The organism is Streptomyces sp. PKA51 (assembly GCF_057552455.1).
The window spans coordinates 56,381-82,062 of sequence record NZ_BAAJPZ010000011.1; the positions used below are offsets into that span (position 1 = coordinate 56,381).

The 25,682-nt window shown below is 72.7% G+C and carries 19 protein-coding genes; 11 read left to right on the forward strand and 8 right to left on the reverse strand.

Going from position 1 to position 25,682, the window contains the following annotated elements; translation table 11 throughout:
- The first annotated feature begins 138 nt into the window (after window positions 1-138).
- From AC27L3_RS18020 to AC27L3_RS18045, 6 genes are all read left to right on the forward strand, one after another.
- Window positions 139-1,410: a phenylacetate--CoA ligase family protein gene (locus tag AC27L3_RS18020; protein ID WP_487235049.1), complete on the forward strand. Its 1,272-nt coding sequence runs from the start codon at window positions 139-141 to the stop codon at window positions 1,408-1,410.
- Window positions 1,407-2,714, forward strand: a complete 1,308-nt coding sequence (locus AC27L3_RS18025) for an MFS transporter (protein ID WP_487235050.1) — start codon at window positions 1,407-1,409, stop codon at window positions 2,712-2,714. The genes AC27L3_RS18020 and AC27L3_RS18025 overlap by 4 nt, the downstream gene beginning before the upstream one ends.
- The gene (locus AC27L3_RS18030) at window positions 2,711-3,853 is read left to right on the forward strand and encodes a GNAT family N-acetyltransferase (protein WP_487235051.1); all 1,143 of its coding nucleotides are present in this window, start codon (window positions 2,711-2,713) and stop codon (window positions 3,851-3,853) included. The genes AC27L3_RS18025 and AC27L3_RS18030 overlap by 4 nt, the downstream gene beginning before the upstream one ends.
- Complete coding sequence (locus tag AC27L3_RS18035) at window positions 3,850-5,007, forward strand: LuxE/PaaK family acyltransferase (RefSeq protein WP_487235052.1); 1,158 nt, start codon at window positions 3,850-3,852, stop codon at window positions 5,005-5,007. The genes AC27L3_RS18030 and AC27L3_RS18035 overlap by 4 nt, the downstream gene beginning before the upstream one ends.
- Complete coding sequence (locus AC27L3_RS18040) at window positions 5,004-7,511, forward strand: acyl-CoA reductase (protein ID WP_487235053.1); 2,508 nt, start codon at window positions 5,004-5,006, stop codon at window positions 7,509-7,511. Before AC27L3_RS18035 ends, AC27L3_RS18040 begins: the two co-directional genes overlap by 4 nt.
- A gap of 77 nt (window positions 7,512-7,588) precedes the next feature.
- Window positions 7,589-8,440 carry a class I SAM-dependent methyltransferase gene (locus tag AC27L3_RS18045; protein ID WP_487235054.1) on the forward strand — a complete coding sequence of 284 codons (852 nt, stop codon included), beginning with the start codon at window positions 7,589-7,591 and terminating at the stop codon, window positions 8,438-8,440.
- Window positions 8,441-8,453: 13 nt separating this feature from the next.
- On the opposite strand, the gene dnaK is transcribed toward AC27L3_RS18045, so the two are convergent.
- The 3 genes from dnaK to AC27L3_RS18060 form a co-directional block, all read right to left on the reverse strand.
- Window positions 8,454-10,313, reverse strand: coding sequence for a molecular chaperone DnaK (gene dnaK / locus AC27L3_RS18050; RefSeq protein ID WP_487235055.1), 1,860 nt, complete (start codon window positions 10,311-10,313; stop codon window positions 8,454-8,456).
- A gap of 161 nt (window positions 10,314-10,474) precedes the next feature.
- Window positions 10,475-11,632, reverse strand: coding sequence for a PP2C family protein-serine/threonine phosphatase (locus AC27L3_RS18055; RefSeq protein WP_487235056.1), 1,158 nt, complete (start codon window positions 11,630-11,632; stop codon window positions 10,475-10,477).
- A gap of 61 nt (window positions 11,633-11,693) precedes the next feature.
- Window positions 11,694-12,578 carry a LysR family transcriptional regulator gene (locus tag AC27L3_RS18060; protein ID WP_487235057.1) on the reverse strand — a complete coding sequence of 295 codons (885 nt, stop codon included), beginning with the start codon at window positions 12,576-12,578 and terminating at the stop codon, window positions 11,694-11,696.
- A gap of 79 nt (window positions 12,579-12,657) precedes the next feature.
- On the opposite strand from AC27L3_RS18060, the gene AC27L3_RS18065 reads away from it, so the two are divergent.
- Window positions 12,658-13,878 carry an MFS transporter gene (locus AC27L3_RS18065; RefSeq protein ID WP_487235058.1) on the forward strand — a complete coding sequence of 407 codons (1,221 nt, stop codon included), beginning with the start codon at window positions 12,658-12,660 and terminating at the stop codon, window positions 13,876-13,878.
- A gap of 3 nt (window positions 13,879-13,881) precedes the next feature.
- Here AC27L3_RS18065 and AC27L3_RS18070 read toward each other — a convergent pair whose 3' ends face one another.
- Window positions 13,882-15,501 carry an ADP-ribosyltransferase domain-containing protein gene (locus AC27L3_RS18070; protein WP_487235059.1) on the reverse strand — a complete coding sequence of 540 codons (1,620 nt, stop codon included), beginning with the start codon at window positions 15,499-15,501 and terminating at the stop codon, window positions 13,882-13,884.
- 181 nt (window positions 15,502-15,682) lie between these two features.
- Here AC27L3_RS18070 and AC27L3_RS18075 point away from each other — a divergent pair, with 181 nt between their 5' ends.
- Both AC27L3_RS18075 and AC27L3_RS18080 read left to right on the forward strand, forming a co-directional pair.
- On the forward strand, window positions 15,683-16,360 hold the full coding sequence (locus AC27L3_RS18075; RefSeq protein ID WP_487235060.1) for a macro domain-containing protein: 678 nt from the start codon (window positions 15,683-15,685) through the stop codon (window positions 16,358-16,360).
- Between the two features lie 94 nt (window positions 16,361-16,454).
- Complete coding sequence (locus tag AC27L3_RS18080; protein WP_487235061.1) at window positions 16,455-17,699, forward strand: xylan 1,4-beta-xylosidase; 1,245 nt, start codon at window positions 16,455-16,457, stop codon at window positions 17,697-17,699.
- A gap of 4 nt (window positions 17,700-17,703) precedes the next feature.
- Here AC27L3_RS18080 and AC27L3_RS18085 read toward each other — a convergent pair whose 3' ends face one another.
- The 3 genes from AC27L3_RS18085 to AC27L3_RS18095 all read right to left on the reverse strand — a co-directional run bounded on the left by AC27L3_RS18085 (window position 17,704) and on the right by AC27L3_RS18095 (window position 19,960).
- Window positions 17,704-18,459, reverse strand: a complete 756-nt coding sequence (locus tag AC27L3_RS18085) for an alpha/beta fold hydrolase (protein ID WP_487235062.1) — start codon at window positions 18,457-18,459, stop codon at window positions 17,704-17,706.
- A gap of 416 nt (window positions 18,460-18,875) precedes the next feature.
- Window positions 18,876-19,337, reverse strand: a complete 462-nt coding sequence (locus AC27L3_RS18090; RefSeq protein WP_487235063.1) for an SRPBCC family protein — start codon at window positions 19,335-19,337, stop codon at window positions 18,876-18,878.
- 122 nt (window positions 19,338-19,459) lie between these two features.
- Entirely contained in the window at window positions 19,460-19,960 is a 501-nt protein-coding gene (locus AC27L3_RS18095) for a cupin domain-containing protein (RefSeq protein ID WP_487235064.1), read from the reverse strand.
- A gap of 84 nt (window positions 19,961-20,044) precedes the next feature.
- On the opposite strand from AC27L3_RS18095, the gene AC27L3_RS18100 reads away from it, so the two are divergent.
- Complete coding sequence (locus AC27L3_RS18100; protein ID WP_487235065.1) at window positions 20,045-20,932, forward strand: LysR family transcriptional regulator; 888 nt, start codon at window positions 20,045-20,047, stop codon at window positions 20,930-20,932.
- A 189-nt stretch (window positions 20,933-21,121) separates the two neighbouring features.
- Window positions 21,122-22,669: an AMP-binding protein gene (locus AC27L3_RS18105; RefSeq protein ID WP_487235066.1), complete on the forward strand. Its 1,548-nt coding sequence runs from the start codon at window positions 21,122-21,124 to the stop codon at window positions 22,667-22,669.
- Between the two features lie 69 nt (window positions 22,670-22,738).
- On the opposite strand, the gene AC27L3_RS18110 is transcribed toward AC27L3_RS18105, so the two are convergent.
- The gene (locus AC27L3_RS18110) at window positions 22,739-25,588 is read right to left on the reverse strand and encodes an NACHT domain-containing protein (protein WP_487235067.1); all 2,850 of its coding nucleotides are present in this window, start codon (window positions 25,586-25,588) and stop codon (window positions 22,739-22,741) included.
- Between the last annotated feature and the right edge of the window lie 94 nt (window positions 25,589-25,682).

A 25,682-nucleotide genomic window follows, 5' to 3' on the forward strand; every position in this document is an offset into this window, starting at 1 on the left:
GGATGCAATCCACGCACCTCGCGGAACACCCTTCAACAGTCACGTGGCGGGCTCAACTGGCCAGAACCCGCCACGTATTGCTGTGCCGCAACACCAAAAAGAACCTTCACCTGCCCGCATGACCTAGGCAAAGGCCATATGTCCGTCCTTCAACTATCGGACCTTATCAGTTATGCCCGCCATAACTCTCCCTTTTACTCGGCGCTCTACGCCGACCTGCCGCCCGGCACCGACCGGCTCACGGATCTGCCCGTCGTCGACCAGGGCGCCTTCTGGGCGGCCAACACCCTCCACGACAACCGGGTCCTGACCGCCCCGCTGTCGGAAGCGGTCGTCTACAAGACCGGCGGCACCACCGGCGCCCCCAAGTTCTCCTGCTACACCCGCGAGGAGTGGCGCGAGTTCACCGCCGCCTTCGGCCAGGGCCTCGTCGACGCCGGCCTGCGCCCCGGCCACCGGGTGGCCGACCTGTTCTACGCCGGCGAGCTCTACGCCAGCTTCCTGTTCATCCTGGACTCCCTCGCCCAGGCCCCCGTCGACAACGTCCGCCTGCCCATCGGCGGCGCCGCCCCCCTCGAGACCACCGTCCCCACCCTCGAGGACTTCGCGGCCCACGTCGTCGCCGGCACCCCCACGACCCTGTGCCGCCTGGCCGAGCACATCGTCGCCACCGGCCGCACCCTGCCCGGTGTCGAGCTGCTCTTCTTCGGCGGCGAGGCACTCTTCGACGACCAGCGCAGGCTGTTGCGCGCCGCGTTCCCCAACGCCGAGCCGTGCTCCCTGGGTTACGCCAGCGTCGACGCCGGCCTCCTGGGTCGCCCCGTGCCCGGTGCCGACCCCCGTCTGCACCGCGCGTTCACCCCGCACACCGTCGTCGAGATCCTCGACGAGACGACCGGCGAGCCCATCCGCGAGGCCGGCCGCCCCGGCCGCGTCGTCGTCACCCAGCTCTACCGCCGCCTCATGCCCGTCATCCGCTACCCCGCAGGCGACCGCGCCGCATGGGCCGACCCCGAGGCCGGCACCTTCCGCATCCTCGGCCGGGCCGAGGAAGGCGTGCGCGTCGGCCCCGTCTCCCTGTACTCCGAGGACACCTTCGCCGCCGTCGCCGAGGCCGACACCACCGGCCGCGTCACCGGCACCCAGCTCGTCGTACGCCGCTGGGACGGCCGGGACGGGCTCGTGCTGCGCCTGGCGACCGCCCCCGGCGACACCGACGAGGCCGGCCTGGAGGTTCTGGCCAAGTCGATCGTCACGCACCTGGACGAGGTCCGCCCGCTGTACCCCGACAGCGTCCGGGCCGGCCATGTGCACCCCGTCACCGTCGAATGGGTGCGCCACGGCGATCTGACCGTCAACCCGCGCTCGGGCAAGCTCGTCCGCGTCATCGACGAGAGGCCGACCGCATGAGCACCCCCGCCACGGACGCGGGGCGCGGCACGTCCCGTACGCCTCTCGTCCTGCGCAACCGCGCCTTCGGCACCGTCTGGGCCGCCCAGGTGCTCACCCAGGCCGCGGTGCGCATGTTCCAGGTCGGCGTCTCCTGGTGGCTCGTCGCCTACGCCGTCTCCGGCGGCCGCGGCCTGGCCTCCGGGCTGTTCATGGCCGTCAGCACCCTGCCCGCGGTCGCCCTGGCGCCCGTGGTCGCCCGGACGATCGCCCGCCACGCCCACCGCTCGGTGCTGCGCGCAGCCGCGGCCGGCGCCGGCACCGCGGCCGCCGCCCTGGCCTGCTGGGCGTACGCCGCCGACCTGCCGCTGGCCGCGGCGTACGCGGCGACGCTGGCCCTGGCCACCGGCCAGGCGTTCTTCGACCCCTGCCTGACCACCTCCGTCCCCGAGCTCGTCGACGACGCGGACATCGAGGCGGCCACCGGGTTCGAGCTGTCCACCCAGTCCCTGGCGAGCCTGGGCGGTGCCCTGCTCGGCGCGCTGATCGTCGACGGCGCCGGCCTGGCCGGCCTCGCCACCGGCTGCGCCGCCGCCTACCTGACGGCGGCCCTGCTCATCACGACGGTCCGCTTCCGTACTCAGGCCGCCCCCGGCACCGCCGAGGACGCCGGGACCGCCGAGGGGACGGGCGCCCCCGCCCAGCCGAAGCTGCGCCGGATCCTCGGCGGGCTGCCCTTCGTCCGCCGCATCCTGCTCTGCTTCACCGCGGCCAACCTCTTCACCACCGCCGTCTTCGTCATCATCCCCCTCTACACCCGCTCGGTGCTGGAGGACGGCGGCGGCACCGTGGCCCTGCTGGAGGCATCCCTGGGCGCCGGCACGCTCATCGGCTCCTTCACCGGCGCCCGCGTCCCCGGCCGTCCCACGACCGCCGGTGCATGCCTGATGGGCCTCATGGCCCTCGCCCTCGCCGTCCCCGGCCTGGTGCCGGGCCGCCCCGTCATGGCGGGCTGCCTGCTGGTGGCCGGCTGGTGCGTGGGCGTGATCGGGGTGCGCTTCGTCGCCCTGTTCCAGCGGCTGGTCCCGCCGGCCGACAAGCCCGGCTTCTTCGCCGTCATGCAGGCCGTCCTCGGCGCGACGTTCCCCGTCGCCTCCCTGCTGTTCGGCCTGCTCGGCGACCACGTCGAGCCCCGCGTCCTGTGCCTGGTCCAGGCGGCCGGACTGCTCCCCGCCGCCTGCGCCCTCGCCCTCCTGCGCGAGGAGCGCCCCACCGCCCCGGCCGTCCCCGAACCTCAGCTCACCGCCTCCGGAGGAGAGCGATGACCACCACGATCGACCGTGCGGCCCCCGCCGACATCGCCGATCTGCGCCAGCTCTACTACGCCGTCTACGGCCCGCACTACCCCGCCGCGCTGGGCACCGACCCCGCGGAGATGTCCCGCCTCATCGCCGACCCGCACACCCTGTGGCTGGTGGCCCGCTGCGCGCGCACCGGCCACCTGGCCGGCTCGGCGGCCATCCACGGCGAGCCCGGCAGCCGCATCGGCCGCCTCGAAGGTCTGGCCGTGCACCCCGACCACCGGGCAGGCGGGCTCGCCCACACCCTCACCGACGAGCTGTGCCGGCAGATGCTCGGCACCGGCCGCCTGGACTCGGTGTACGCGACCGTACGGACCGTCAGCGCCGGCCCGCAGCGGGTCGTCACCCGCAACGGGTTCAAGCCGCTGGGCGTCCTGCCCAACGCCGTCGACCTCAACAGCCGTGAGAGCCTTGCGCTCTACGCGCGTCACTCCCCGGGGGTCCTGGACCGGCGCCTGCCCGTGCCCGAGGTCCCCGCCCCGCTCGCCCCGCTGCTGCGCACCGTCGCCCGCACCCTGGGCACCGGCGGCCCCGAGCCGCGCGCGACCGCGCCCGCCCCGGCGCCCGAGGGCCGCTCCACCGCGCGGCTGGAGATGGTCGAGGCCCCCGCCTTCGTCCGTCGCCGCTTCCACGAGCGCTTCCCCGACGCGACCAGCTGGTTCTACCCGCTGCACACGCCCAACGCGCTGCTCGTCGCGGACGACGGCGGCTTCGAGGTGTACGCCTACCTCAACCGCACCGGCCGCTACTGCGCCCTGATCGCGGCCCACCCCTCCCCGGCCACCGCCGCCGGATACCTCGAGGCCATCACCCGGACCCTCACCCGCGCCGGCACAGGCTACGTCGAGGCGCTGGTGCCGCTCGCCGAGCACGGGCCGCTCTCCGCCTTCCTCGCCCAGGGTTTCATCCCCAGCGCCCTGTACCCGGCGATGCGCCCCGACCCCGCCGGCACCGGCTTCCACGACTACGTCGTGATGACCCGCACCGCCGAACAGATCGACTTCCGCGGCGTGGTCGTCGACACCGCCCTGCAGCCCTACGTGGACGCCTACCTGTCGGCCTGGGCGGCCACCTACCTGCCCACACTCGAGGTCGCCTCATGAACCCGATCAACCCCCACCTTGCACCGGTCGCCGTCCCCGACCCCACGGCCCTCGCCGCCGTCCAGCAGCTGTGCGACCTGACCGACCCCTACGCCACCGGCCCCGCCGAGGACGCACTGTTCGCCGCCGCCATGGCCGAGAGCAACGCCTGGCACGCCGAGCGCTCCCCGTTCTTCCGCAGCCTGTACGTCGCCACCGCCGCCGAGCAGCCCTTCCACGCACCCCTGGTGCACGCCAACTTCTTCAAGCGGCACGAAGTGCTCTCCATCGACCGCGACGACGTCGACCTGCACCTGACCTCCTCCGGCACCACCGGCCAGAAGTCGCAGATGTTCTTCGACAACTGGACCATCCGCTCCGCCCAGCGCATGGTGGCCCGCATCTTCGAGCGCAACGGCTGGATCACCCCCGACCAGCAGGTCAACTACCTGCTCTACAGCTACCAGCCGGCCCCCGACCTGAAGCTCGGCACCTCCTTCACCGACAACTACCTGTGCGACTTCGCACCGGCCCGCCAGGTCGAGTACGCCCTGCGCCACACCGGAGGCGGCCACGAGTTCGACCCCTTCGGCTGCATCGCCGCACTCCAGCGCTTCGCACAGGACGACGCCCCCGTACGGATCCTGGGCTTCCCGGCGTTCTTGTGGTTCACCCTGGAGCGCATGCAGGCCATGGGCCTGCCGCCGCTGCAGCTGCCCGAGGACTCCCTCGTCATGCTGGGCGGCGGCTGGAAGGGCAACGCCGACCGGCAGATCGGCAAGGACGCCTTCTACGCCCGCGTCACCGAACAGCTCGGCATCCCCTCCGAGCGCATCCGCGACACCTTCGGCTCCGTCGAGCACTGCATTCCCTACATCGAGTGCGAGCAGCACCGCCTGCACGCCCCCGTCTGGTCCCGGGTGTTCATCCGCTCCACCCGCACCCTCGAACCGCTGCCGTACGGCGAGGTGGGCTACCTGCACCTCGTCTCGCCGTACATCACCTCCGTACCGGCACAGAGCGTCGTCATGGGCGACCTGGCCGAGCTGCACCCGGGCGACGCCTGCCCCTGCGAGCTCGACACCCCCTGGTTCATCCACCGCGGCCGTGCCGGAGTGAGCCGCAACCGAAGCTGTGCGGTGGCCGCCGCCGAACTCATGAAGGGCCTGTCGTGACCACCGAGACCATCAAGCACCACTACTGGCAGGGCACCTTCGTCGACGACGAGGAGGCCGCCCGCCGCCTGGCCACGCTGCCGGCAGCCGTCGAGGCGGCCCTGGCGACGCCCCTGGAGACCGGCACCGTCCTCGCCGCCTGCGACGCGCTCGCCACCGCCCTGGCCGAACCCGGCCACCCCGTCCGCACCCGCCTGATCCCGCACCTGCCCGAGGACGAGGCGGACGCCGTCCTGGGCGAGCTGGCCGCCTTCCTCGCCCGCCCGCAACTCACCCGCAAGCTCCGCCGCGAACTCGGCGACGGCGCCCCCCAGCGGCTGACCCGCCCCGACGCCAGGGAAACCGTCTACGAGGCGTGGGCGCCCGTCGGCCTCGTCGCCCACATCGCCCCCGGCAACGCCGCCACCGTCGCCCCGCTGAGCATCGTCGAGGGCCTCCTCGCCGGCAACGTCAACATCCTCAAGACCAGCAGCGCCGACACCCTCCTGGCCCAGCACCTGCTCGCCGAACTCGCCGACCTCGATCCGACCGGCGCCCTCGCCGAACGCGTCATCGTGCTGCGCTTCTCCTCCTCCCGCCAGGACTGGCTGCAGCAGATGTGCGCGCCCGCCGACGCCGTCGCGGTCTGGGGCGGCGAAGCGGCCGTCGAGGGCGTCGCCGCCCACGTACCGCCCGGGTGCCAGCTGGTGGAATGGGGACACAAGATCTCCTTCGCCTACCTCACCCGCGACGCCTGGCAGGACCCCGCCACCGTCACCGCCCTCGCCGGCGACGTGTGCCTGCTGGAGCAGCAGGCGTGCTCCAGCCCCCAGGTCGTCTACCTCGACACCGACGACGACAAGGACGTCTTCGCCTTCGCCGAACACCTGGCGCAGGCCCTCGCGACCCAGCCGGCCGCCGAGGAGGCGCAGCCGCCGAGCCCGGGGGAGGAAGCCGAACTCACCACCACCGAGCTCATCGCCCGCCTGGAGGAACACCTCGGCCTGACCCGCGTCCTCGCCGCACCCGACGGCTCCTGGCGTGTCATGGCCGACACCCGCCCGGCCCTGACCGCCTCCCCGCTGCACCGCAGCATCTGGGTCAAGCCCCTGCCCCGCACGGACCTGCTGCGCACCCTGCGCCCCATGCGCCGCTACCTGCAGACGGCCGGCATCGGCGGCAGCCGCACCGACGTCGCCGAGCTCTCCCGCCTCGTCCTGGCCGCCGGCGCCACGCGCGTCACCCCCGTCGGCGCCATGCTCGGCAGCTACGCGGGCGAACCGCACGACGGTGTCTACGCCCTGCAGCGCTACAGCCGCCGCGTCGCCGTCCAGGCCGACGCGCGCTTCGCCACCACCGCCTGCCTCGACGACCTCGTCCGCACCCCCGACGTCCCGGCGCCCGCCGGCCCGCTGCTCGACAAGGCCGCCGTGCAGGTGCTCAACGACGCCGTCGCGGCGCAGGACGCGGAACTGTACTTCCGCAGCGGCGGCACCACCGGCAAGCCGGCTCTGTCGCTGTTCACCTACGACGACTACGACACCCAGATGCACGCCGCCGCCCGCGGCCTGATCGCCGCCGGCTACGACCCGGCCCGCGACCGCACCGCCAACCTCTTCTACTGCGGCGGCATGTACGGCGGCTTCATCAGCTTCTTCTCCATCCTCGAACGCCTGGGCGGTGTCCAGCTGCCCATGGCCGCCGGGGCCGACCACCGCGTCACGGCGGAGACGCTCGTCGCCCACCGGGCCGACACCCTCTTCGGCATGCCCTCCTACCTCTGGCAGCTCCTGCACGACCAGGCGGACCTGCTGCGCGCGTACGGCGGCATCCGCAAGATCTTCTACGGCGGCGAGCACTTCACCGCCGAACAGCGCCGCACCCTCACCGAGGACTTCGGCATCGAGGTCGTCCGCTCCATCACCTACGGCAGCACCGACCTCGGCCCGCTGGGCTACCAGTGCACCGAGAGCACCGGCGGCGTCCACCACCTGCACGCCGACCTGCACACCCTGGAGATCCTCGACACCGACTCCGACCGCCCGGTCGCACCCGGCGACACCGGCCGCCTCGTCTTCACCACCCACGCGCGCCGCGGCCAGAAGCTCGATCGCTACGTCATCGGCGACCTCGGCCGGGCCGTACCCGGCCCCTGTCCCTGCGGCAACCGCTCCCCGCGCTTCGAACTCCTCGGCCGCGGCGGCGACGTGATGCGCGTGGCCTCCTACTTCCTCAACTACCGCCGCTTCCTTGCGATAGCCGGGGCCGACTGCGGCTACAGCGGCGAACTCCAGCTGATCCTCGGCCGCTGCGACGCCCGCGAGCACCTGACCGTACGCGTCGAGCACTCCGCCACCGCCGGCCCGGACGCCCTGCGTGCCGCCTTCCTGGCCGGCTACGAGGAACTGCGCTCGGCCGTCGACGACCGCCTGCTCGACCTGGCGGTCGAGCAGGTGGATCTCGCCGGTTTCACCCGCACCGCGAGCACCGGCAAGCTGCGCGCCGTGGTGGACAACCGCCACTGAACCCCCGCTGCCGTGGGTACGGCTCAGGGGGCGGGCCGCCGACCGGCGGCCCGCCCCCGATCACGGAGGTGGCACGGATGGCGCAGGACCCGGGGCTGCGGCCCGAGCCGCAGACGATGCACGCGGCGGTCGAGGAGGCGTACGGCCCGGGCGACCTCGGCAGTACGCCCCTGTTCGGCGGCGGGTTCATCAACTTCGGCCACTGGCAGGGCATCGACCTCGACGGCGAGCCGACCGAGGACGACCGGATCCGCAGCCAGCAGGCCCTGTACCGGCACGTCCTCGGCACCCTGGCGCCCACCGCCGGGCTGCGCGCCCTGGAGGTCGGCTGCGGGCTGGGCACGGGGTGCGCGATGGCGCTCGCCGAGTACGGTTTCGCGCACGTCACCGGCATGGACATCCACCCGCGGCAACTCGAGCGCGCCCGCCGGGCCCAGGCCGCCCTCCTGACCGACGCCCACCGCCCGGAGCCCCTCCGCTTCGCGCAGGGGGCGGCCGAGGACATGCCGTTCCCCGAGGCGGCCTTCGACCGCGTGTACACCGTCGAGGCCGCCCAGCACTTCCGCGACCTCGGCGCGTTCGCCCGCCAGGCCGCCCGGGTGGTGAGGCCGGGCGGCCGGATCGCGGTCAGCAGCTTCTTCGTCCCCGACGATCACCCGGACCGGCCCGGGCAACTGGCCGGCCTGCTGGAGACGTTCGCCGACGGCCTGGACGTCGCCCACAGCATCCCCGAGCTGACCGGCAGCCTGGAGAAGGCCGGCCTGACCGGGATCCGCGTCACCTCCATCGGCGCGTCGGTGTGGCCCGGCTGGGACCGCTGGCTGTCGACCATGTGGCGACCCGGCACCTGGCCCCGCAACTTCCTGCGCGCCTACCGGGACGGCCTCCTGGACTACTACACGGTGACCGCCGAGCGGCCCGTGGGGTGAACGCCGGGCCGGGTCAGGCCGTCCCGGCGCGCCCCTTGTCGTCGTCGACGATCTCGGCGTCGACGACATCGTCCTCGGCCTTGGCCTGGCCGTCGCCCGCGGCACCGGCAGCGCCCTGCGCGGCCTGGGTGTCGGCGTACATGGCCTGGCCGAGCTTCTGGCCGACCGTGGCGACCTTCTCGATCGAGGCCCGGATGCCGCTCGTGTCGTCCGTCTTCAGCTTCTCCTTCAGCTCGCCGACGGCCGTTTCGACCTCACCCTTCACGTCCGCCGGGACCTTGTCCTGGTTGTCCTTGAGGAACTTCTCCGTCTGGTAGACGAGCTGCTCGCCCTGGTTGCGGGTCTCGGCGGCCTCGCGGCGCTTGTGGTCCTCCTCCGCGTACTTCTCGGCCTCCTGGCGCATGCGGTCGACTTCGTCCTTCGGCAGCGAGGAGCCGCCGGTGACGGTCATCTTCTGCTCCTTGCCCGTGCCCAGGTCCTTGGCGGTCACGTGCATGATGCCGTTGGCGTCGATGTCGAAGGCGACCTCGATCTGCGGGACGCCGCGCGGGGCCGGGGGCAGGCCGGTCAGCTCGAACATGCCGAGCTTCTTGTTGTAGGCCGCGATCTCGCGCTCGCCCTGGTAGACCTGGATCTGCACGGACGGCTGGTTGTCCTCGGCCGTGGTGAAGATCTCCGAGCGCTTGGTCGGGATCGTGGTGTTGCGCTCGATCAGCTTGGTCATGATGCCGCCCTTGGTCTCGATGCCGAGGGACAGCGGGGTGACGTCGAGGAGCAGGACGTCCTTGACCTCGCCCTTGAGGACACCGGCCTGCAGGGCGGCACCGATGGCGACGACCTCGTCCGGGTTCACACCCTTGTGCGGTTCCTTGCCGGTGAGTTCCTTGACCAGATCCGTCACCGCCGGCATCCGCGTCGAACCGCCGACCAGAATGACGTGGTCGATGTCCGCGACCTTGATGCCGGCATCCTTCACCGCGTTGTGGAACGGGGCCTTGCAGCGCTCCAGCAGGTCCGCGGTCAGCTGCTGGAACTGGGCGCGCGTGAGCTTCTCGTCCAGGTGCAGCGGGCCCTCGGCGGACGCCGTGATGTAGGGCAGGTTGATCGTCGTCTCCGTGGCGGCCGACAGCTCGATCTTCGCCTTCTCGGCGGCCTCCCGCAGCCGCTGGACGGCCATCTTGTCCTGCGAGAGATCGATGCCGTAGCCGTTCTTGAACTGCTTCACCAGATGGTCGACGACCCGCTGGTCCCAGTCGTCGCCGCCCAGCTCCGTGTCACCGGACGTCGACTTCACCTCGACGACACCGTCACCGATCTCCAGCAGCGAGACGTCGAACGTACCGCCGCCGAGGTCGAAGACGAGGACGGTCTGGTCGTTCTCCTTGTCCAGGCCATAGGCGAGCGCGGCGGATGTCGGCTCGTTGATGATCCGCAGGACCTTCAGCCCCGCGATCTCGCCCGCCTCCTTGGTCGCCGTGCGCTGGGCGTCGTTGAAGTACGCCGGGACGGTGATGACGGCTTCCGTCACGTCGTCCCCCAGGAACGCCTCCGCGTCCCGCTTGAGCTTCTGCAGCACCCGGGCGGAGATCTCCTGCGCGGTGAAACGCTTGCCGTCCACGGTCCCCGAGTCGGGGAAGCGCCACTGCGCATCGCCCATGTGCCGCTTGACGGAACGGGCGGTGCGTTCGACGTTCGTCACGGCCTGGCGCTTGGCGATCTCGCCGACCAGTACTTCGCCGCCCTTCGCGAACGCGACGACGGACGGTGTCGTTCGCATACCCTCCGCATTCGTGACGACCGAGGGCTCCCCGCCCTCCAGGACGCACACCACGGAGTTCGTCGTACCAAGGTCGATTCCGACAGCGCGTGCCACGATGCATCACCTCTCTGCCTTCATAAAACTTGAGTCGGGCCCTGTCAAGATGGCGAAGTGGCCGCCAGGCCCTGCGCTGCGCGCCCATGCCCCACCGCGGTACCCGGAACCCGCAGCCGTCGGCACCGGCTGGGCCACCACCTGCCGCATCACCGACGCCGTCAGGGCTTCGGCTCCTGTCCCTCCTCGCACCGTTCCACGAGCAGCATCGCCGCGTCGTCCGCCAGGTGGCCCCGTGTGTGCCCCAGCAGTGCCTCGTGCAGGTGTTCAAGGAAGTCCTTGGGCAGGCCGCAGGGGAGGTCGGCGGCGGTCTTGCGCATGGCTTCCGGCAGGGGGAAGAAGGCGTCGTTCGGGTCGCGGGCCTCGACCACGCCGTCCGTGTACAGCAGCAGGCGGTCGCCGGGTACGAACGGGTGGCTCTCCGCCGTGGCGGGGTGGCCCGCGGCGAAGTCCTCCAGCCACAGAGGTGGGAGGGGGTCGGCGGGCGTGAGGACGTGAAGGGTGTCGCCGTGCGTCACCAGCGGGGGCGGGTGGCCGCGGTTGACCACCTCGACCACGGGTTCGTCGGCGACCTGGGCGACGAGGGCGGTGACGAAGCCCTCCAGGAGGGCGGTCTGGTCGAACGCGCCGGGTACGGCGGTCTCGCGGCGCAGGGCGGCGGTGCAGCGGTTCATCACGTCGGCGAGGTCGTCCTCGTACTGCGCGGCCTCGCGGAAGGCGCCGAGGACGGCCGCGGCGGCGCGGACGGCCTGGAGCCCCTTGCCCCGTACGTCGCCCACGATCATCCGGAGCCCGTAGCGGGTCTGCAGGATCTCGTACAGGTCGCCGCCGATCTGTGCGCCCTGTTCGGCCGCGAGGTACATGCCGGCGGTCCGGAAGGGGCCGATCCGCTCGGGTACGGGGCGCAGGACGACTTCCTGGGCCGCGGTGGCGATGCGGCGGACCTGGTCCAGCTCGTTCGCCCTGCGCGTGCGCATGGCGCTGTTCGAGGTGATGCCGGCCACGGAGACCAGGAAGATGGCCAGCAGATTGGTGTAGACCTGTTGGGTGCCCCAGGCGTCGTTGTACGTCGCGGTCATCACGCTGACGGCCAGCGCGAGGCCGATCGTCGCGAGGGTGCCCCGCAGCCCCCACGTCACGGCCGCGAGCGCGGGCGTCGCCGTGAGGAGCGGGCCGGTGTACAGAAAGTGAGCGGGCGAGAACTCGATGGCCAGCACCAGCAGGGCGATCGCGAAGGGCAGGCACTGTCCCAGCGTCAGGAGGCCCCAGGTGTGGGTGCTCACTCCCGGCCGGGGAGCGGAGCGCAAGAGCGACCCCATGCCTCCAGGCTCGCCCGCGGATGGCCCGGGGTCCACTCGTCGTGCGCCGTGCGCCGCGTCCTCAGGTCGCGTCGGCCGGGTCCGCGCCGAGCTGGGAGAGGAACGCGGTGGCGGCAGGGGAGGGGCCGAGCGTGCTCCACACGAGCATTTCGACGCGGGAGGGTGCGTTGCGCACCTGCAGGGCGTGCACGCCCTGCAGGGTGGAGGCGATGGCCTTGGGCACCATGCCGATGCCCAGGTCGGCGCGGACGAGTCGTACCAGTGCCGCGATGTCGGTCACCTCGAAGGGCACGTCCGTCACCAGGCCGGCCGCCTCGAACGCCGTGTCGCGCTGCCGGCGGGCCGCCGATCCCACGGGGAAGTCGACGAACGGCTCGCCGGCCAGGCGCTGCAGGTCCGTGTGCGTGCGGGCGGCGAGCGGGTGCCCGGGTGCCACGACGGCGACCAGCTCGTCGTGGGCCAGTTCCTTGCGGCGCACGCCCTGGGGGCGCGTCCCCGGCACCAGGCCGATGAAGGCGACATCGAGCGTGCCCTGGCGCACGCCCTCGATGAGGGCCTCGCTCATGGCGGTGCGCAGGCTGATGCGGACCTGCGGGTACCGGGCCCGGAAGCGGCCCAGCTCGTGGGCCGGGTCGACGGCGGCGACGGTGGAGATCGTGCCGACGGCCAGCCGGCCGCGGACCTCGCCCGTGACCGCGTCGACCTCGGCGCGGGCCCGGTCGGCGGCCTCCAGCGCCTGCCGCGCCACCCGGACGAAGGCCTCGCCCGCGGCCGTGAGACGCACACTGCGGCTCGTACGGTCGAACAAGCGTGCCCCGAGCTCCTTCTCCAGGCGGGCGATCTGATGACTGAGCGCGGACTGCACCACGTGGCACCGCTCGGCGGCACGGGTGAAGCCGCCGGTCTCGGCGACGGCGACGACGTAGCGCATCTGCTGGAGCTCCACTCACCGATCTTAAATCGCGATCGATGCGATGAACATTATGTGTTGGACTCATGGATCGGGCCCGGCCGAGACTCGATCCATGACCACGACCACCTCGACCACCCCGACCACCGCGATCACCCCACGAAGCCGAGGGCTGGGCCGGGGCACGCTGCTGCTGATGGCCGTGGCCTGCGGCCTTTCCGTCGCGGGCAACTACTTCGCCCAGCCGCTGCTGGACGTCATCGGCCGCGACCTGCACATGAGCGCCGGCACCTCGGCGCTGGTGGTGACCGTCGCCCAGGTCGGGTACGCGCTCGGGCTCGTCCTCCTCGTCCCCCTCGGGGACCTCGTCGAACGCCGCCGCCTGGCGGTCGGGCTGTGCGCGGCGACAGCCGTCTTCCTCGCGGTGACGGCGAGCGCGGCGGGCGGCACCGGGCTGCTGGTGGGCACCGCCCTCACCGGGCTCACCTCCGTCGCGGCGCAGGTCGTCGTCCCCTACGCGGCCACCCTCGCCGCGCCCGAGAAGCGCGGCAGCACGGTCGGCACCGTGATGACCGGCCTGCTGCTGGGCATCCTGCTGGCCCGCACCGCCGCCGGCCTCCTCTCCGGCGTCGGCGGCTGGCGCACCGTCTACTGGGTCAATGCGGCACTCATGGCCCTCGTGGCGGTCCTGCTGCGGCTGTCCCTGCCCCGGCTGCGGACGCCCGCCGGGCTGACCTACCCCAAGCTGCTGGGCTCGACCGCGGCGCTCTTCGCCCAGGAGCCGGTGCTGCGGCGCCGGGCGGCGATGGGGGCGCTGTCCTTCGCCGCGTTCAGCGTCCTGTGGACGGCCCTCGCCTTCCTGCTGTCCGGCCCCGCCTACGGCTGGTCCGGGTCCGCGATAGGACTGCTGGGCCTGGTCGGCGCCGCCGGTTCCCTGTCCGCCTCGGTCGGCGGGCGGCTGGCGGACCGCGGCCTGGTGCACCGGGTGAGCGGCGCCTCGGCGTTCCTGCTGCTCGCCTCCTGGGTCCTGCTCGGCGCCGGCGGCGCGGGAGGCGCCTGGGCGCTCACGGCCCTGCTCGCCGGCGTCGTCGTGCTCGACGCCGCCGTCCAGGGCCTGCACATCAGCAACCAGAACCTCGTGTACGCGCTGCGCCCCGAGGCCCGCAACCGCCTCAACTCCGCGTACATGACCTCCTACTTCGCCGGTGGTGCCGCGGGCTCGGCCCTCACGTCCGCCGTGTGGGGCGCGGCGGGGTGGCACGGGGTGTGCGCGCTGGGCGGTGCGATCTCGGCGGTCCTGGCGGTGGTGTGGCTGACCGAGCGCCGCGTCGCTTGAGGCTCAGGAGACCAGCGGCGGCTCCTCCAGCTCGGCCAGCTTCACCGTGCACAGACCGTTGCGTTCGGTCGTGACGTCCGTCACCTTGAACTGCGTGCCCGGCAGGAGGATGAACTCCTCCTCGTCCGTGAACGCGGAGAAGCTGCGGATGCCCACGGCCCGCGCGGGGAGCACCTCGAAGAGCGTCCGCTTGCCGCGGCCGCCGAGGAACGCCCGCGCCACGCTGTGCTTGGAGGTGCACGAGGACACGCCCCACCAGGTCACGGTCCCGCCGACCGGGTACTGGGCCCGCAGGTCCAGCGGTACGCCGCGCCACAGCGGCTCCGTACGGGCGGGAAGGCCGGACACCGCCGAGAACAGCAGGCGCAGGTACGGCAGATACGGCAGGACCCGGGTCCGGTCGGGGGAGCGCAGGACGGCGTTGATCTCCCGGTAGAACGCGGACTGGCAGGTGTAGAGGTGGAGGGCGGCGATCGCGTCGGCGGACAGCCCGCCGGACGTCGCGTCCGCCCGCCTCTTGGCGAATTCGTGCGAGAGCGTGACGTGCCGGTCGAGGCCGGACAGCAGCCGGGCGACGGGGAAGACGGCGTCCCGGAAGTCCATGAGCGGCGTGTCGAAGACGCCGGTGACGGGGGAGAGGGCGAGGCCCTCGTCCTTCACACCGGCGAGCCGGTCCAGGTACAGCTGGTGCAGCTCCATCGTCGACGCGATGAACGCGCCCATGCGCTCGGCGATGCCGCCGTCCGCTGCGCCGCCCCCGCCCGCGTGTGCGTCCCAGCCCTTGCTCGGCAGCCAGTCGATGGCGTCGGCGCCCAGCGAGGCGAGGGCGTCGTTGACCACGCGGAAGTGGTCGCCGTCGCAGAAGAGGTCGCCCTGTGCGGCGGGGTTGGCGTGGTCGATGTGCCGGACGTCGACGTCCGGGTACTTCTCCTGGAGCCGCAGGACGACCTTCTTCAGGCTGCGTGCGTGGGCTCCCCACCATGCGAAGACGACACCGCGGTCCTCCTCCTTCGCCGCGTCCTGCTTGGCCTTGAGGATCTCCTCGACGATCCGTTCCGCCACCGGCCGCCAGAACGCCGTGTGCCGGTCGGTGCCCATCGCCCCGTCGGCGCTGGCCGTGAGCGCGGCGTTCAGCAGCAGGACGCCCTGCGTGAGCATCGCCTGGAACCACTCCGGCGGCTGGACGGTGTCCTGCTTCTTCAGCAGGGCCCGTATCTCCGCGATCGGCGTCTTCTTGGGGATGCCGTACTTCCACATCGCCGCCGCCTTGATCAGGCAGCGGATGCTGACGACCCTGCCGAACTGACTGTCCTTCCAGTCGTGGAAGGTGTTGTCGAACATGGCGATGCCGGTGGCGCTCTCCGGCCGTGGGTAGGGGTTCTGGCCGAAGACGACGACCTTCCACTGGTGGGGCGCATGCGGCTTGAGCGCCTGGAAGGTCAGTTCGCGGACGGGCACGACCTCCGGGCTGCGCCCCGGGCCGATGAACGCGGAGGCGTCCGGCTGGGCCTCGACGACCGGCTTCAGCAGCGGCAGCCACGGCTCGCCGCCCCCCTTGAACAGGTCGGCGAGGGCCAGCGGGTCGCCCGCGTCGGGCAGGGCGGAGGTGTGGGCGTCACTCATGGTGGAGGGGCTCCGAAAAAGTCGAACAGCGCTGGTGGGAGGCCTGATCGGCGAAGTGCCCACGACCATAGGGCAGCCCACTGACATCGTCTCCGGACCCCGGTCGCGGGCCGGACGCCCTGTCAGTGGGGCGCGCTAGCGTTCCGATCAGTCGAGTGAACGTTCCCGATCGGAGTGAATCATGACCGTGTATCCCGTGCCGTCGCCGCTCAAGGTCGTGCTGACCGACATCAACACCGCGGTGGTGGAGGCATGGCGGGCAGCCTTCGCCGACACCCCCGGCATCGGGATCCGCCATGGCTCGATCCTCGACGAGAACGTCGATGCCTGGGTCAGCCCGACCAACTCCCGAGGACGGATGGACGGCGGTGTCGACGCGGCCATCAAGCGGTACCTGGGTGCCGGCATCCAGCTGCGCGTCCAGCGGGAGATCCGGGACGACTTCGGGGGCACCCTTCCGGTGGGCAGCGCGGTGTGCGTCTCCTCCGGGGCGGTCACGCCCAGGTTTCTGATCTCGACGCCGACGATGGAGACGTCCTCGCAGAACGTGAGCGAGACCTTGAACGTCGCCCTGGCGTGCGCCGCCGCGTTCCAGGCGATCCACCGGCAGAACAAGAAGGCGCCGGGCAGCATCCGGTCGGTGGCCCTGGTCGGCATGGGCGCGCAGACCGGCCGGGTGCCGGCACGGGTGTGCGCGAACCTGATGTGGACGGGCTACACGCTGTTCAACGACTTCTGCTTCGAGGACGACGACGACCTGCGCAGCACGATCACCGCCCAGCTGGACGACATCGAGAACGCCCCCGGCAACCAGCGGGTCCGCATAGCCCCGCCCCGTAGCGGCGCTTCCCGCCGCTGACGGAAGGGGGACGCCCCGGCGGAAACGAGAGGCCGGCCGACCACTTGGGGCGATTCCGGGAGAACCCCGGGCGAGAGGGATATCGTCGGATGCCATGGGGCGACATGCGGCAAGTACCCGGCCCGGGTGGGGCTTCACCCACACCCAGTACAGCGCGGAGTACGGCGTACCGGAGGCCACCCGCAGGGCCGGCGCCCTGCTCTCCGCGCGGCCGCTGCCGCAGAACCAGCACATCATGGGCTGGGGCGCGGAGAACCCGGAACCGTCCCCCGGTCGTCACGACTTCGAGGCTCTCGACGAGCGCATCGCCCTGATGCGCGGCACCGGTGCCGTTCCCGTCCTCACCCTGTGCGCCGCCCCCGACTGGATGAAGGGCGGCCGGGCCGGTCACACCGACTGGTCGCGGCTCGAAACCGCCCCGGACCCCCGGCACTACGCCGACTTCGCCCGCCTCGCGGGCGCCGTCGCCCGCCGCTACCCCGACGTCCGCCACTTCCTGGTGTGGAACGAGCTCAAGGGCTTCTACGACGAGGACAACCGCCGCTGGAACTACGAGGGCTACACCCAGCTGTACAACCTCGTCCACGCGGAGCTGAAGCGGCAGAACCCCCGCAACCTGGTGGGCGGGCCGTACGTCGTGATGGACCACGACCCGCCCGCCGCCTACGAGGAGGACTGCTCGCGCGAACTGCGCGGTTGCTGGGGCGAACTCGACCAGCGTTCGGCCGACGTCCTGCACTACTGGAACGCGCACAAGACAGGTGCGGACTTCGTCGTCGTCGACGGATCGAGCTACACCCGTGAGGGACACCGCACGATCCCCGACGAGTTCGCCGCCACCGAGAAGTTCGCGGACGTCACCCGCTGGCTGAGGCAGGTGACCGGGCTGCCGGTGTGGTGGGCCGAGTGGTACGTCGAGCCGCCCGCCGACGACGACCGGCCGGGCGGCCGGGACGACTGGAGCGAGCAGCACCGCACCGCCGTACAGGCGACCGCCATGATGCGGCTGGCGGAGAGCGGCGCGTCGGCCGCCTTCTACTGGAACCCGCAGCAGACAGGGGACGACTGCCCCGGCTGCCTGTGGCGCAGCACCCACCTGCGCGACGGCGGAGGGCCGCTGCCCATGGCACGGCTGCTGAGCCGGTTCGCCCACGAGTTCCCTCCCGGCACCGCCTTCCGGCCGGTCGCCGCGACGGCCGGAAGGGGTGACCGGATTCAGGTCCTGGCCGACGACGAAGCCCTGCTCGTCGTCAACACCGAGCGCCGCCCGGTCGTGGCCAGGGTGGACGGGCACGTGCTGCCCCTGGCCCCGTACGAGGTGCACTGGTTGCCCCACTGAGCTCTCACGCCCGCAGGAAGCCCTCCAGAGCGGTCGCGAAGGCCACCGGCACCTCGTGCATCGGATAGTGACCCGAGTTGGTCAGGACCTCCAGCTCGGCCTGCGGGTAGTGGGCCAGCCAGGTGCCGCGCACAACCTCGGCGGTCAGGGCGAGGTCGTACTCGCCGACGAAGACCTTCACCGGAAGCGTGCTGCCGACCACCTTGGCGGCGAAGTCCTGGGTGCTCCAGTCGTCCAGGTACGAGGCGAAGGCCTCGGGCCGGGAGCCCGCCACCGAAGCGGCCGTCATCGCATCCAGCCACCGGTCGCAGGCCCGGTGCCCGGTGACCAGGTCGAGAATGGCCCGCCGGTTGGCGGGAGCATGCGCCGCACCGTGGAAGAGGTCGTAGGCGTCACCCTCCAGCGGAAACGGCCCGGCAGGCACCGGCGTCACCCCGGCCAGTTTGCGCACCCGCCGCGGCGCCTCGGCCAGAACACGCTGCGCGGCCTTGCCGCCCATGGAGTGACCCACGACGGAGAACGCGTCCCAGCCCAGCTGGTCGGCGAGGGCCAGCGCGTCGGCCGCGATCTCGGCGAGCGTGAACTCGCCCTCCACGTCGCGCCGCTCCCCGTAGCCGCGATAGTCGAGAAAGGCGTAGGTGAAGTCCTCCGGATCCAAATGATCGAGGAACGCCCCCCACCCCGCGCTGGTGCCGAACCAGTCGTGCAGAACCAGAACCTTGTGCGGACCGGTGCCGATGGTGCGATGGCTGATCGTCATACGGGCTCCCGTCGGAGGGGGTGCTGGCTGATGTGACGGCCATTACTTGCCCAACCGACGCGGTACTAGGCCGTGCCCGGCGAATCTTCGTCACGGGGCAGCCCCCGCGCCCCGCCAGGGGCGCGGGGCTTTGCCCGGGCCTCGGGGTGGCGCGTCGGCTGCGGGCCGTCGGTGGCCGATCGCGCAGTTCCCCGCGCCCCTGACGGGGCACTGCACCAGCCACGGCGCCCCATAGGGGCGCGGGGAACTGCGCGATGAGCCACCGCGCGCCCGCAGACGGGGTGCCGTATCGCCCCCACGCCGCGGCAGCCGCAGGGCGCTGCACGATCCGCCGGAAAGGCGGCCGGCACCGGCCGACGGCCCCGGGCCGTCAGCGGTGCCCGCCCCTGGACGTCGGCCGACGCCCCTGGAGGCCGTCAGTCGCCGGGCCTGATGCGGCCGCGCCAGGCGCCCGTCTCGCCGCCCTGCTTCTCGATGTAGTCCTTGAAGCGGCGCATGTCGCCCTTGACGCGGCGGTCGATCGTCTTGGTGAGGTCGCCGGCCTTCTCGGCGATGCCGCTCGGCTCGACGTCCATCACCAGCTCGACCCGCGTGTGCGTGTCGTCCACGCGCCGGAAGCTGACCGTGCCCTTCTGCTTGGTCTCGCCGCCGACCGTGCGCCAGGTGATGCGCTCGTCGGGGTGCTGGTCGACGATCTCGGTGTCGAATTCCCGCTGGACGCCGCCGATCTTGGTGGTCCAGTGGTTGTGACGGTCGTCGATCTGGCGGACCTCCTCGACGCCTTCCATGAAGTTCGGGAACTCCTCGAACTGCGTCCACTGGTTGTAGGCGGTGTGGAGGGGCACGTCGACCTCGACCGCTTCCTTCACCGTGCTCATGGGGACTCCTCGCTGTAGTCGCGGCAGCGCGGCGCGTGTCCGCCGCACTCGGACTCCTCCGCGGGTACCCGTTCGCGCGCGTTATGCGCGAAGAGTCCGGGAAAAAATCCGGCCGGCGACTCCTACTGCTGCTCCGTGCCCGAGGGCACCGGGTGGGAGCTGGTGCGGTAGCGGCTGCGGAATTCGGCCAGCAGCTCGTCGGTCGCCTCGGCCCCGGCGCTCACGGCGGCGTGGACGTCACGGAAGTAGTTCTCGTAGCCGGCAGGGGTGTACAGGCACAGGGCGCGTGCGGTGACCGTGCCCGCGTTGCGGAAGCCGTGCGGCGTACCGCGGGTCGCGGCGAGCAGGTCGCCGGGGCCGGCCGTCACCTCGCCGTCGCCGGTGTGGAGCGTCAGCTCGCCCTCGAGGACGTAGAAGTACTCGTCGTGCCCCTCGTGGACGTGCGGCCGGGCGCCGATCGTGCCGGGGGCGAGGCTGAATTCCTCGAAGGAGAAGTGCCCGTTCGTGTGTTCGCCGGTGAGCCGGAAGAAGTGGGCGACTCCGGCGACGTCGATGAGCTCGCCCTCCTGCGGGCGGCGCAGCAGCGGACGGCCGGCAGGAGCATGGGCGTGATCGTTGGTCATGAGCGCATTCTCACCCAGGCGTTCGATCAGCGCCGAGTCGTATTGAAGTACGCGATAGGACCGGGGCCCGGCGAGACTGCCGTCATGGACCTTCTCTCCCTGCGCTACTTCCAGGCCGTCGCCCGTCACCAGCACATCAGCCGGGCCGCCGAGGAACTGCGGGTCGCCCAGCCATCCGTGAGCCGGACCATCATCCGGCTCGAATCCGAACTCGGGATTGCGCTCTTCGACCGCCGCGGCCGCCGGATCCGGCTCAACGAGCACGGTGAGGCCTTCCTGCACCGGGTCGAGCGGGTGCTGGCCGAGCTGGACGACGCCCGGCGGGAGGCCGCCGACGCCTCCGGCGCGGGGCCGGGCCGGGTGGCCGTGGCCGCCGAGACCCTGGTGCAGCTGGCCTCGGTGCTGGCCGTCTTCCGTACCTCCCGTCCCGGCGTGAGCGTACGGCTCTTCCAGGCGCCGTTGGACGAGATGCGGCGGCATCTGCGCACCGCCGAGGTGGACTTCGCGCTCGCCTCCCAGCCGCTGTCCGGGCCCGGGCTGTGCACGCTGGAGCTGGTGCGGGAGGAGGTGCTGCTGGCCGTGCCGCCGGGCCATCCGCTGGCCGGCCGGGAGCGGGTCACGGTGGCCGAGCTGGCGGGCGAGGACTTCGTCAGCACCCGCTCCGGCCTGTGGCAGCGCGTCCTCCTGGAGCGGCTCTTCGCTCGCGAGGGGCTCGTGCCGCGCGTGGTGTGCGAGGGCGACGAGGCCGCCGCGACACCGGAGCTGATCGCCGCCGGGCTGGGCATCGGGCTGATGCCCGCGGTCGCCCGGCGCACCATGGCCGCGCGCAGCCCGGTGGCCTGGCTGCGGCTGGACGCCCCGGACTGCCACCGGACCCTGACCCTGGTCTGGCGCCGGGACGCCCACCTTTCGCCCGCGGCCCTGGAGTTCCGCCGGCTGGCGAAGGAACACCTCATGCCCGGCACGTCATGAGTACATGGCAAAACCGGTCGTGGAAGGTATCAACGGGCGGCACTAGCGTCGACGGCATCGAGGGGGACATTCCGGCAAGGCCGGCAAGGCCGATAAGGACGGCAAGGCCGATAGAGCCTGACATCGTCCGACACCGTCCTACACGGCCCGACACGATCCGACACAGTCCGGCAAGGGAGAGCAGCAGCGATGAGCCAGCAGCAGCACACCGGCGGGCACGACGCATTCCGCAGCTACGTGGAGGCCGTCCTCGACACGCTGTCCGCCCACCCCGAGCGGGCCGCCGTCACCACCGCCGAAGGACTGGTGATCTGCGCGGGGGAGCTGCGCGACCGGGTCCACCGGCTCGCCGCGGAGCTGGCCGAGCGCGGCGTGGGCCGCGGCACCACGGTCACCCTGCTCACCGGCAACACCGCCGAGGCCCTCGTCGCCCGCTACGCCGCCAACCTGGCCGGTGGCCGGGTGGTCGGCCTGTACGAGGGCATGAGCCCGCCGACCATGGCGCACATCATGGCCGGTGCGGAGTCCTCCCTGCTGTTGGTGGACGACCGGCGGCACGCCACCGCCGAGGAGCTGCTGCGGCTCGGCGACGTGCCCCCGGTGCTCTCCCTGGGCCCGGCCGGCTTCGCCGAGGACGTCCTGGCCACGGCCGCCCGGCACCCGGCCCGGCCGATGCGCGGCCGGGTCGGCCCGGACGACGACTGGTGCATCCGGCACACCGGCGGGACCACCGGCATCCCCAAGGGCATCCGGATGACCCACGGCTCGTACCGCAGGGGCCTCGACCACCCGCTCGCGCATGCCGGCGACCCGCCCCGCTACCTGGCCTGCACCGCGCTCGCCCACCTCGCCGGCATCTTCGCCGACATGGCCCTGCACGAGGGCGGCTCGGTGGTCCTGCGGCACGGTTTCGATCCCGGGGACGTCCTGGCCACGATCGAGCGCGAGCGCATCACCCACACCTGGCTGCTGCCGCCCCTGCTGTACCAGCTGCTGGACCATCCGGCCCTGCCCACCACCGACCTGTCCGGGCTGCGCCGCATCACCTACGGCGGCACCGCCGCCTCGCCGGCCCGGCTGCGCCAGGCGGTCAAGGTGTTCGGGCCGGTGCTCCACGGCCTGTACGGGCAGGCCGAGGCGCAGCACATCACCGAAGCCGGCCCCGGCGACCAGGAACGCACCGGCCGCGGCGGGCACCTGACGGTCGGCCGGGCGCTGCCCGGGGTGGAGATCGCCATCCGGGACGCCGGCGGTACCACCCTGCCGCCGGGGGAGCCGGGCGAGGTGCACGTGCGCTCGCCGTACGTCATGCAGGGCTACTGGAAGCAGCCGGAACTGACCGCCCAGGTGCTGCGGGACGGCTGGGTGCACACCGGCGACGTCGGCTACCTCGACCAGGACGGCTACCTCTACATCGTCGACCGGATCAAGGAGGTGATCGTGGTCGTCGGCGGCCACGTCCACCCGGCGGAGGTCGAGGACCTGCTGCTGCGCCATCCCGCCGTCGCCCAGTGCGCGGTCTTCGGCAGCCGGGACGAGCAGTCGGTGGAGCACGTCCACGCCGCCGTGGTGCCCGCGGACGGGCAGCGGCCGTCACTGGAGGAGATCCGCGACTTCGTCACCGCCCACAAGGGACGCCTCTACGCCCCCGAGGCGCTGCACCTCGTCCCGGCCCTTCCCCTGACGGCGGCAGGCAAGCCGGACAAGCAGCGGCTGCGCGCACAGCTGGTGCCCTGAACTGCGACGCGCCCTGAACTGCGACGCACGCTGAACTGCGACGCGCCCTGAATCACGGCGTGCCCTGCACTAAGGTGCCGGGGCCGGGACGCGCCGGGTGCCCGCGTCGTCCGGCGCCCCGGCCAGGCGGTGCTGCAGGCGCAGGTGACGGAACTCGTAATGGGCACCCGACTGCCGCAGCACACCGCGGCGGTGCGCCTCGGCCAGGAACCCCATCAGCCGCCAGGGCGCCCGCCCCGTCAGGGCGAGCCAGACGCGGGCGACGCACAGCCGCCCCCAGGCACTGAGAGCGAGCGCGGACGTGCCGACCGGCACCCACAGTTCGGTGTGCATGGTGCCCAACCGGCCGCCGCGGCCCACCAGGAGGACGAGCGCCAGGCACACCCCACCGGCAAGGACGGCCGCGGCCGCACTGCGGGCCAGCGTGGCGGCGCGATCGGCGCGCAAGGTGCTGCGCGGGCCGGCCGCCCGCACCATGTCGGACGGCACGCTCAGGGCCCGGTACACGCCGGACGCGCAGCCGCCGATGGCCCCGATCAGCGCCCCGAAGCCCAGCAGGGGCACTGTGGCGTCGCGGACGACGACGGGGGTGGGACGCTCGGCGAGCCACAGGTGGACGGGCCGGGGCAGCCCGAGCACCACGTTCCAGGCGTCGGCCCGGGGCAGGCCGGAGGCGGAGAGCACCGGGCCCGCGGGCTCCCTGCGGATCCGGACCACCTGCTCGAAGTGCTCCACCCGGCGTCCGTTCCGGGCGATACGGGCGTGCCGCGGTACGGCCAGCGGGAGCTCGCCGTGGCGGCCGACGAGCAGCTCGCCCCGGTAGGGCCCGGTGGAGGTGGCGGTACGCGTGCCGTCCGCCGCCGTCCGCAGGCGCCAGCCCTCGCTCACCGAGCCGTCCGCCGGCAGATGTGCCGACCGGATCTCCTGCGCCGCGAAGAGCCCGGTAATGCCGCCGACGACCGCCGCGGCGGCCACCCCGACGACCGTACAGACGACGAAGCCGCGCAGGAGGCCGCCGGCGAATCCCTTGAGGACCGCGGCGGGGCTCGTGTACTGGGCGACGACCCGTTCGGCGTACCGCTGCCCCGCCACGCCCAGCAGGACGCCGGCGACCAGGGCGGTCGTGGCCGGCAGCACCTCCCCGCAGCACAGGAGGACGACTCCGGCGAGCGTGACCAGCACGCCCAGCAGCCGGACGGTCGCGCTGCCGTGGTGTCCGCCGGCCCACGGCAGCCCGAGGGGGAGGGGGCGGCGGGGGAGACCGGCGACCGCGAACAGCATCGCCAGGATGAGCCCCATGGAGCATCCGTTGAGGTACCAGGCCGGGCGCGGCGTGACGACGCCGCCCAGCCGCAGCCCGAGCACGGGAGGGCACAGCAGCCCCACGCACACCGCGACGACCGCCACGGCCGCCGTGAACGTCACGGTCATGCGTGCCAGACGGCGCGGCCCCCGCGGGCTGTCGGCCGTGGCGGGCGGGAGGACGGCGAGCCCGAAGCCCAGTCCCGTGAGGTCGCCGAGGAGGTTGAGGACGGCGGAGAGCGGGGTGTCCCAGTCACCGACGACGCCGTCACCGAACCGGGCGAGCGGTACGAGCACCGTGGCCACCATCAGCAGCGACAGGGCGGCAGGGCCCAGGACGCGCAGCAGCGGCGGCATCGCCGCGGGCACCTCCCACCAGGCGAACCGCCACGTGCCCTGCACGGCGTCCCGGCTGCCCAGGTCACGGGCGAGGCGGCACAGGATGCGGTGCGCGGCCTCCGGCTGCCAGGTGCTGCCGGGCCCGCCGGCGAAGGCCGCCGGCACGAAGGCGTCCAGCAGGTGCTCCTCGATGCTGTGCGCCGTGGGGAAGCGGGTGGCGTTCGTCAGCTCGGCCGGATCGCGGGCGGCGTCCCCGTAGACCGTCCGGGCCAGCGCCACCATCAGCGGCGTCCTGAGCACCGTGGCCAGCGGCTCGGGAGGGCACTGCAGGACCGGCGTCCAGGCGGTCGTACCGTGCTCGTCCGGCCGGGCCGTGCGCTCCAGGTAGCTCCGGGCCGTGGCCAGGTCGAGCGGGTCGAGCCGGACCACCTCCGCCGCGGTGAGCACGTCCCCCGACGCGACGGCGCGCGACCAGGCGGTGGTACGGCAGGTCAGCAGGACGGGCAGGCGGTCGTCCAGTTCCGCGTTGAGGCGGCGTACCGCGTCGCCGTGCACCGCCCGGGGCAGCTCGTCGAACCCGTCGAGGACCGGCAGGACCAGGCCGGCGTCCAGCAGTTCACGGGCCAGGGTGCGCTCGCCCGTGACGGCCGCCAGGGGCCGGTAGTCCGCGGCCAGGCGACCGGCCAGCCACTCGCGCAACGTGACGGCCCGCGGATCCCAGCCCGCCAGCGCGAAGAGCACCGGTACGGGACCGCCGGGGCGCCGGACCGCGAGCGTACCCAGCACGAACTGCACCGCGAGCACCGTCTTGCCCGCCCCCGGCTCGCCCAGCACGACCAGCCGGCGTGCCGGCAGCGCCCCGAAGGCCCGCACGATCCGCTCCAGCCGCTGGTCGCCGTCGCGCGGCGGCGGCAGCGGCCTGCCCCGCAGGACGTTGCGCCGGTGGTCGGCCAGCGGCGGCCCGAGCCGGGACCAGCCGACATCGAGCGGCTCGGGATCCTGCAACCGCCGTAACTGCGCCTCCCTCGCCCACTGCTCCTGCACCGCGTCGGCGAGCGCGTCGGCCGCGCGCTGCCGCCGGCTCCGCGGCGCCGGACCGCGGCCGCCGTCCGGGGTGCGCAGGAGGTCGGCGGCGAAGGCGCACACCGAGACGACCGCGGAGACGACGGAGATCCACAGGGAGGCCGCGTTGTTCCTGTCACCCCCGTTCCTCCACACGACGACGGCCATCACCACCAGCGCCGAGCAGGCCACGCCCAGCCCGATACGCCGCTGCATCCGCGCCCGCCCGAAACCACCCACACCCGGTCAACGAGACCCCGGCCGCGCCCGTGCCACGTACCGGGGAGGCGCACAGGAGCACGAGGGGAGC

Bases quoted from the DNA above. Each gene is read 5' to 3' on its own strand.
- AC27L3_RS18045 (WP_487235054.1), top strand. From the start codon at position 7,589: ATGGCGCAGGACCCGGGGCTGCGGCCCGAGCCGCAGACGATGCACGCG.
- AC27L3_RS18080 (WP_487235061.1), top strand. From the start codon at position 16,455: ATGGGGCGACATGCGGCAAGTACCCGGCCCGGGTGGGGCTTCACCCAC.
- AC27L3_RS18090 (WP_487235063.1), bottom strand. From the start codon at position 19,337: ATGAGCACGGTGAAGGAAGCGGTCGAGGTCGACGTGCCCCTCCACACC.
- AC27L3_RS18095 (WP_487235064.1), bottom strand. From the start codon at position 19,960: ATGACCAACGATCACGCCCATGCTCCTGCCGGCCGTCCGCTGCTGCGC.
- AC27L3_RS18085 (WP_487235062.1), bottom strand. From the start codon at position 18,459: ATGACGATCAGCCATCGCACCATCGGCACCGGTCCGCACAAGGTTCTG.
- AC27L3_RS18075 (WP_487235060.1), top strand. From the start codon at position 15,683: ATGACCGTGTATCCCGTGCCGTCGCCGCTCAAGGTCGTGCTGACCGAC.
- AC27L3_RS18070 (WP_487235059.1), bottom strand. From the start codon at position 15,501: ATGAGTGACGCCCACACCTCCGCCCTGCCCGACGCGGGCGACCCGCTG.
- AC27L3_RS18020 (WP_487235049.1), top strand. From the start codon at position 139: ATGTCCGTCCTTCAACTATCGGACCTTATCAGTTATGCCCGCCATAAC.
- AC27L3_RS18100 (WP_487235065.1), top strand. From the start codon at position 20,045: ATGGACCTTCTCTCCCTGCGCTACTTCCAGGCCGTCGCCCGTCACCAG.
- AC27L3_RS18035 (WP_487235052.1), top strand. From the start codon at position 3,850: ATGAACCCGATCAACCCCCACCTTGCACCGGTCGCCGTCCCCGACCCC.
- AC27L3_RS18055 (WP_487235056.1), bottom strand. From the start codon at position 11,632: ATGGGGTCGCTCTTGCGCTCCGCTCCCCGGCCGGGAGTGAGCACCCAC.
- AC27L3_RS18110 (WP_487235067.1), bottom strand. From the start codon at position 25,588: ATGCAGCGGCGTATCGGGCTGGGCGTGGCCTGCTCGGCGCTGGTGGTG.
- AC27L3_RS18105 (WP_487235066.1), top strand. From the start codon at position 21,122: ATGAGCCAGCAGCAGCACACCGGCGGGCACGACGCATTCCGCAGCTAC.
- AC27L3_RS18065 (WP_487235058.1), top strand. From the start codon at position 12,658: ATGACCACGACCACCTCGACCACCCCGACCACCGCGATCACCCCACGA.
- AC27L3_RS18030 (WP_487235051.1), top strand. From the start codon at position 2,711: ATGACCACCACGATCGACCGTGCGGCCCCCGCCGACATCGCCGATCTG.
- AC27L3_RS18025 (WP_487235050.1), top strand. From the start codon at position 1,407: ATGAGCACCCCCGCCACGGACGCGGGGCGCGGCACGTCCCGTACGCCT.